The sequence below is a fragment of the Bacillus sp. SIMBA_008 genome (assembly GCF_046535495.1).
Lineage (GTDB): Bacteria > Bacillota > Bacilli > Bacillales > Bacillaceae > Bacillus > Bacillus subtilis.
The window spans coordinates 1-284 of the sequence record NZ_JAWRWL010000290.1 but is presented as its reverse complement, the minus strand read 5'-3'; the positions used below and the strand labels follow the sequence as shown (position 1 = coordinate 284).

The 284-nt window shown below is 43.0% G+C and carries 1 protein-coding gene; it reads left to right on the top strand.

The features are described from left to right. Positions 1–284, top strand: a 284-nt coding sequence (locus tag SB658_RS23255; protein WP_410602638.1) for a condensation domain-containing protein, incomplete at both ends; no start/stop codon positions are given.

The window sequence follows — 284 nt, the reverse complement described above, 5'->3', positions numbered from 1 at the left end:
GCGTATCAATCCTTCGTACAGAGGATGACCAAGTCCGATTGATATGGAGCTTCCATCATATTTTAATGGATGGCTGGTGTCTGCCTCTTATTACGAATGAAGTATTTGAAACCTATTATGCGATTCTTGATAGAAGAAAAGCGGAGCGGGAAGTCGTCACCCCGTACAGCCGATATATCGAATGGCTGGAAGACCAGGATCATAAGCACGCTTCAGCCTATTGGCAAAAATATTTGGACGGTTATGAAGGACAAACTGTTTTACTGAAAGAACCTGTCTCAAAC